Origin of the sequence: Acetobacter sicerae (assembly GCF_011516765.1) — a bacterium.
Lineage (GTDB): Bacteria > Pseudomonadota > Alphaproteobacteria > Acetobacterales > Acetobacteraceae > Acetobacter > Acetobacter sicerae.
Map to the genome: position 1 here is coordinate 1 of NZ_JAAABN010000045.1, position 6947 is coordinate 6947.

Genomic DNA, 6947 nt, shown 5'->3' on the forward strand with positions numbered 1-6947 from the left:
CATGGATTAAAAATTCAATCAGTTACTTTCGTAGTTAAGTCTAGGGAACGTTCATAGTAAAATAGGTCACTAAATTCAGTTCAAATTTCCTCATTAACAGGATATAAAAATTTGTTATTTTTATACTGTAGACTTTGCCTCTCCTTTAAAGAGAGACAGATTAAAAAAATTTTTCTCTAGGTGAGTTACGTATAGGCCACGAGTAGGAGAAAAATGAAGAACTGAAGCAATTCTTTCGACAGAAGCGTCTTGCGATTTTAAGATGTGGCTTATCTCCAACTCTGTCGGGCTCTCTAGCTCTATCGATAGTTGATGTTGTTTCCAGTCCACAGCGAGTTCTACTTGTTTATTATTCTGGATAAAATGAAATTCTATATGATTTTGCGAAGTAATTTGGCTGCCTGCCAAGCTTATCATTGCGATGCCAGCAATTACAGCTGCGCTATGCCCTATTTGTCGGAACAGATGGTCAGGAATAAGATGTAGCGATGCTTTCATGATGAAAGAAGATGCCAGAGCAGCAACTGCGACAATAATGCCTGCGGCAACGGTGTTTTGGTCGACAAGCCCATAAAATGTATAAAGACCTACTTTTACGAGGTGAAGCAGAATGTCGTCGGCCGCGCGAGTTGCAACAATCTCCTCTTTGCGTAAGCCCAGACGATGGTAGAAGCCATTAAACAATAGTCCAACCGCTCCAGTGAAGCCCGAGATGAATCCAGCTAAGGCACCGATTACTGGCAGCCATGTTATGCTAGGTGGTTCTGAAATTTTATCTTCTGACTTACGGCGACGAAGCATGAGTGGGAGGTTACTTAGCAAGAATAATCCGAGAAAAAAGTCCAGATAGGCTGGCTGGATATGTTTTAGGAGTAGAATACCCGCCCACGCTGCTGGTAGAGCCAAGGGCACGAAACGCAATACGATTTGCCATTGAATGGTTTGAAAAAAAAGAGCAATGCGGGACATCGAACTGACAGCCGTGCCAATAGAGAGTGCGGCAGGTACATGATCGGCTGTAAGTAGTAATCCCAGCACAGGCATCATGATGAGACCAGCCCCTCCACCCGAGACAGCGCTGACCGCAAATGCGGCGATCGAGATTATAAACAAAGTAACAAACCCAAAAATCATGTCAGGTGTCCCAATAGCAGCTACGTTTGTGCATATGAATTATTGTTACGGCTTTCGATTTCGGAGATCTTGAATCCATAAAAAAAACATAACCACGCCAACAAAAAGTCGAAGAAACATAATTTTTGGCTCTCATAAAACGTGTATATGAATTTTTCTTATCTATTATACTAAATATAGTGTATATTCGTATTTAGGGAAATCACAGATCTATTAATAATTCCCAACGTGGGCTGCTGTATCTTGCTCTCTGACGCGAGTTCAATAACGGTAATACGCCGATCCCTGTGAGGATCTTCATCATGTTGAACTGAAACGCCCACCAGTATGACGGATTGGTTTATATCCAGACCGGTTGCTACAATTTTAATGACCGTCTCTCTCTGCTTGTTTGGATTCATGGGATATCTCATGCTTCCTGTGTCAGATTTGCCGAATATTGATTTCCCGGTCATTCAGGTACAAGCGCTTCAGCCTGGCGGAACGCCAGAGCAGATTGCCAGCTCCATTGCTGAGCCTCTGGAACGTCACCTCGGCACCATCGCCGGACTTCAGGAAATGACGTCTCAGTCCAGCAACGGGATGCTGCGTGTGACGCTTCAGTTTGCGCTCTCGCGTGACATTAACGGCGCAGCGCGGGATGTCGCCGCGGCTATTCAGGCAGCGCGTGTCGATCTGCCCAAGACGTTGCGCCAGAACCCAACCTACTCCAAAGCCAACCCGAACGATCCTCCAGCGCTGATCCTCGCTCTGGCTTCGGATACTCATACTCTGCCGATGTTGTATGATCAGGCAACCAATAACCTGCTGCCGCGCCTTTCGCAGATTCACGGCGTGGGCCTTGTGCAGATCAGCGGCAGTGCTCTGCCAGCCGTGCGTGTCGAGATTAATCCGCTCATATTATACAAATATGGACTTGGCTTTGAAGATGTCCGTGCCGCACTGGCTTCAGCCAACGCACACACACCAAAAGGCTATATCGATACTGCTGGACAGAGATTTCAGATTGTAACCAATGACCAGATACATCGTGCGGCAGATTATGAGAGGCTTGTTGTCGCGTGGCGTAACGGCAGACCAATTTATCTCACTGATGTGGCGACTATTATTGATAGCGTGGAAGATGTGCGCAATGCCGGTTACTATAACGGTAAGCCAGCGATTATTGCGCAAGTCTACATGCAGGCCGGTGCTAACGCTGTTGCAGCAATAGATCAGTTTCATCGCGAATACGGGGTCATTCAAAGCACTCTTGCGCCAGGAATGAGGCTTGCCACTGTTATGGATCGGTCAGAGGTCATCCGGGCCTCTCTTGCGGATACCCGCCTGACACTCGGAGTTTCTGTTGTTCTCGTGATCGCGATCGTCCTGCTTTTTCTCGCCTCTCCACGCATTGTCGTAGTTCCTGCCATTGTCATTCCGGCGTCCCTTCTCGGAACACTTGGTTTTCTGTGGCTACTTGGTTACGGCCTCGACACTATGTCCCTCATGGCTCTGACAATTGCGACAGGCTTCGTTGTGGATGATGCCATCGTTGTTGCCGAAAACATCGCGCGTTATGCTGAGGAGGGCCTGCCACCGCTGGATGCCGCGAGGCAGGGAGCCAAGGAGGTGCGGTTTACGATTATCTCAATCACTGCGTCGCTTATCGTGGTCTTTTTACCGATCCTGCTGATGGGCGGTCTGACCGGACGCCTGTTTCACGAATTTGCCATCACGGTCTCATTGACCCTGTGCGTCTCAGCAATTTTATCGCTCAGCCTCACTCCCATGCTGTGCGCCAGACTGGGAACACATGCGGCGGAGAATGCTTTCACCCGCATTCTTGAGCGGTGGCATGAGCAGACGCAGAACATCTACCAGCGCACTCTGGAGGTCGCGTTAGGGCACCCGACGGTCGTCCTGCTCTCTCTTCCTCTCTCACTGGGCGTGACAGTGGCGCTGTATCAGGGGCTTCCTCAGGGGCTGTTTCCTGACGAGGATACCGGAATGCTTCTTGGTCGTGTCATGGGGAATGAGACAATTTCCTTTCAGGCTATGGCGCACGATATGGAGACTGTTCAGAGCATACTCCTGCAGGATCCGGATGTTGCGGGTGTTGCAGGCTTCCTCGGCGGACGAGGCTCTTCCAATCAGGGTAATATTTTCATCCGCCTGACAGATAAGGCGGAGCGGAGCGATACTGTGGCCTCAACGATCAGTCGGCTGGGTCAACGCACCCGCGTTTTAAAAGATGCACGCTTCTTCGCGCTTCAGCGTGGAGCAATCCGGATCGGTGCGCGTCCGAGCAATGCGGCTTACCAATACAGTCTTCAGGGCAATGACCCACAGGAACTCTATCGTTACACCCAGAAGCTTGTGACGCAGCTGAGCAGGGAGAAAACACTGATGGATGTATCCTCGGACGTCTTGCTGGGGGGTGACAGTATGGATGTGCGGATTGTGCGTGACGCCGCTGCGCGTGTGCAGATCACGCCGCAACTGGTCAGTAATGTTCTTTATGACGCCTATGGGCAAAGGGCGGTCTCTGTCATCTACAACCCCCTCAATCAGTATCGTGTGATCATGGAAGTGTCGCCACGCTTCTGGCAATCGCCAGAGTCACTTATGCAGACGTGGGTGAGCACTTCTGGGGGAAGCGCCAGCGGTGCAGCCCAGTCTAATCTCATCCGGGTTCAGCAGGGACAGACAACAGGATCGACAAACAGTGCCAGCAGGCAGAGCATGTCAAACCAGATTGCCAATAGTCTGGCGGGGGGGGCTTCCGCGTCATCAGGATCAGCGGTTTCGACGGCCCATGAAACCATGGTTCCTCTCTCTGTCGTGACGACCCGCAAAATGAATAAGACTGCGCTTGCCGTTAATCACGCAGGTCAGGCAGTCGCTGCAACAATTTCTTTTAACCTTCCGCCAGGCGTATCTTTAAATCAGGCGATGAAGACAGTCGATCGTGTCGTTGCTCAGACCAGACTTCCAGCATCAATTCAGGGAGACTACGCAGGCAACGCAGCACAGTTACGCAATTCAGCCAACAATCAGCCGTTATTGATCGGGGGCGCTGTTCTGGGGATCTACATCATTCTGGGCATACTGTATGAAAGTTTCGTCCAGCCGATTACCGTAATCTCCACATTACCATCAGCGGGTGTGGGTGCGATGCTCGGCCTTTGGGTGTGTGGCGAAGAGTTTTCTCTCATGGCCATGATCGGACTGCTTCTGCTTGTGGGTATTGTTAAAAAAAATGCCATCATGCTGATCGATTTTGCCATTGCCGCAGAACGATCGGGCCTTAACGCTGAGGACGCTATTCGTCAGGCGTGTATTTTCCGTTTTCGGCCTATCATGATGACGACCTTCGCGGCCGCGTTCGGTGCCTTGCCGCTGGTTTTCGGTCACGGATATGGTGCCGAACTGCGTTTGCCACTTGGTATCACAATCCTTGGTGGTCTCGTCGTAAGTCAGGCTCTGACCCTTTATACGACGCCCGTTCTATACTTAGTGCTGGACAAGCTTCCTTTCGGCCGAGAGCACATTCCGTCAAACACGTATGGTATAAAGGAGAGCGCCTCATGATAGCGGATCATCAGGAGGGTGTTTCACGCATCCTGTTAATTGAGGATGACTGCGAGACGGCGGCTTATATCAAGTCGTCTCCCATGTTCACACATATTGACATTACGACGGTCGCTGATGGGAAACAGGGGTGTGCTCTTGCACTGGAGGAAACGTGGGATTGCATTATTCTCGACCGCAGACTTCCGGGAGTAGATGGTCTGACCATCCTGACAACCATGCGCGCGGCTAACATCCAGACCCCAGTCCTTTTTCTGACAACAATGGACGGAATTAACGACAGAGTTACAGGCTTGAAGAGTGGAGGAGACGATTATCTGGTCAAACCGTTTTCAATGGCAGAATTATCGGCAAGGCTTGAGGCCATCTTACGTCGCATCAATGCGCAACATCAGGAAACACGCCTGATTTTTGCCGATGTCGAAATCAATCTACTGAGCAGAGAGGTGCGTCGTGCCGGACTTAAACTCTACATTCAGGAGCAGGAATTGAAACTCCTTGAATATTTCATGCGGCATCCTCTCATGCTGGTAACGCGTGAAATGCTTCTGCAAGCCGTGTGGGACATTGATTTCCCGATCCGCACCAATTTAGTCGAAACTCACATAAGCCGATTGAGAGAACGCCTTGGGCGAGATGCTCCACCTCTGATCCATACGGTCAGAGGTCAGGGTTATGTGTTACGGCACTCCTGAAAGTATGGATATGCCCCAGATGACAACTCGGCGACTTCCAGTTTTTCGGAGTTCGTCCTTTCGTATTGTGGCATTATTTGCAGGCTGTTTTCTTGTCAGCGGGCTCATGGTAACGGCGCTATCTGGATATCGTAGTCAGGCATTGCTTTCTCGACAGATCACACAGGCTGTTGCGAATGAGCGCGACGAAGCTTTTTCAGAAGCACAAGGTCAGGACGTCAGTCACCTCTCTCCTGTCATCAAAGAACTTGTTCAGAATGAACCGGGCTTTTACTACCTTCTGCAGGATGCTCAGACACACGCCGTCACGAGCAATATGCTGCATTTGCGTCCGGTTGCTGGCTGGAGGTGGTTATCATGGACGCACCGCACATTGCCGCCAGACCGTCATCCTGTGATCGGATATGGTACGGTTTTACGTGATGGCGGATACTTCTTTGTTGGTATTGATGCTACGCCGCTTCAATCTCTTCGGCGAGGCCTTTGGTTGACACTGGCATGGAACAGTCTCATTTTCCTTTTGATTGGTCTTGGCGGTGGTTTCACTTTAAGTCGTCTTGTACTTGGAAAAATCGAGACTATCAGCATGACGGCGCGCGAGATTATGCGTGGTGATATTTCTCGCAGGCTTAGCCTTAATGCGACAGGAGACGAATTCGACCATCTTGCTGGCAGTCTGAACGCGATGCTTGACCGGAATGAGACGTTGATCGCCAGCGTGCGCCAGGTTTCGGATGATATCGCGCATGATATGCGACGCCCTCTGGCTCGGCTGGGGCAGCATTTGGATAAAGCGATGGAGACTTTACACCCAGAAATCAGGGATTCCGCCCTTATCCGGGCGAAAGCAGACCTCCATGATGCGCTTGAGATATTCTCTTCCCTTTTAAGGCTCGCACAGATTGAGGCCGGAGATCGTGTCCCGGACGCTGCGTTGTGTTCTGTTAAAAATCTATTTGATAAGATAAGATATTTTTATCAAGCCGTTGCAGAGGACTGTGGAAAAATTCTTGTTGTCAGCGCACCTGAACCTGACGTGATGATTGAGGGCAGTCGTGTTTTATTAATCCAAATGCTGTCCAACCTGATCGAAAATGCCATAAATCATTCTCCCCCAAGCACCAGAATTGTTTTGTCTGCAGAATTGGATAAAACCGCAATTGTATTTGCTGTGACGGATACAGGCCCTGGTATTCCGCTTGCTGAGCGAGAGCGTGTGTTTGAGAAAATGGTAAGGCTGGATTCAAGCCGAACAGTGCCCGGCACCGGACTGGGGTTAAGCATGGTGCGTGCAATTGTCCGCCTGCATGGGGGGAGCATTCGCCTTCAGGACAATAATCCGGGATTACGCTGCGAGATCACTCTGCCAAAGTCATAACTTCATCAGTCAGAATATTGTCGGGCACCGTATCGGATCCCCATCCGAACACCGATGAAAAACACTGGGTTTTATATCTTCTGTGACGTGTCGGCATCAAAGAACAGAGACAACTGCACAGTGCACCCTTCCTTCGATAAGGATCTGGATCTGCAATCCGGCTCGGT

At 50.1% G+C, this 6947-nt stretch carries 4 protein-coding genes; 3 read left to right on the forward strand and 1 reads right to left on the reverse strand.

Translation table 11 applies throughout. The features are described 5' to 3' along the window. Window positions 1-120 precede the first annotated feature (120 nt). Window positions 121-1134, reverse strand: coding sequence for a sulfite exporter TauE/SafE family protein (locus GVI59_RS18205; RefSeq protein WP_173575467.1), 1014 nt, complete (start codon window positions 1132-1134; stop codon window positions 121-123). A 327-nt stretch (window positions 1135-1461) separates the two neighbouring features. On the opposite strand from GVI59_RS18205, the gene GVI59_RS18210 reads away from it, so the two are divergent. The 3 genes from GVI59_RS18210 to GVI59_RS18220 are packed head-to-tail and all read left to right on the forward strand — an operon-like array spanning window position 1462 to window position 6780. After that, the gene (locus GVI59_RS18210) at window positions 1462-4707 is read left to right on the forward strand and encodes an efflux RND transporter permease subunit (protein ID WP_173575468.1); all 3246 of its coding nucleotides are present in this window, start codon (window positions 1462-1464) and stop codon (window positions 4705-4707) included. Next, entirely contained in the window at window positions 4704-5402 is a 699-nt protein-coding gene (locus tag GVI59_RS18215) for a response regulator transcription factor (protein WP_173575469.1), read from the forward strand. The genes GVI59_RS18210 and GVI59_RS18215 overlap by 4 nt, the downstream gene beginning before the upstream one ends. Window positions 5403-5421: 19 nt before the next feature. Next, complete coding sequence (locus GVI59_RS18220; protein ID WP_242013214.1) at window positions 5422-6780, forward strand: sensor histidine kinase; 1359 nt, start codon at window positions 5422-5424, stop codon at window positions 6778-6780. The last annotated feature ends 167 nt before the right edge of the window (window positions 6781-6947 follow it).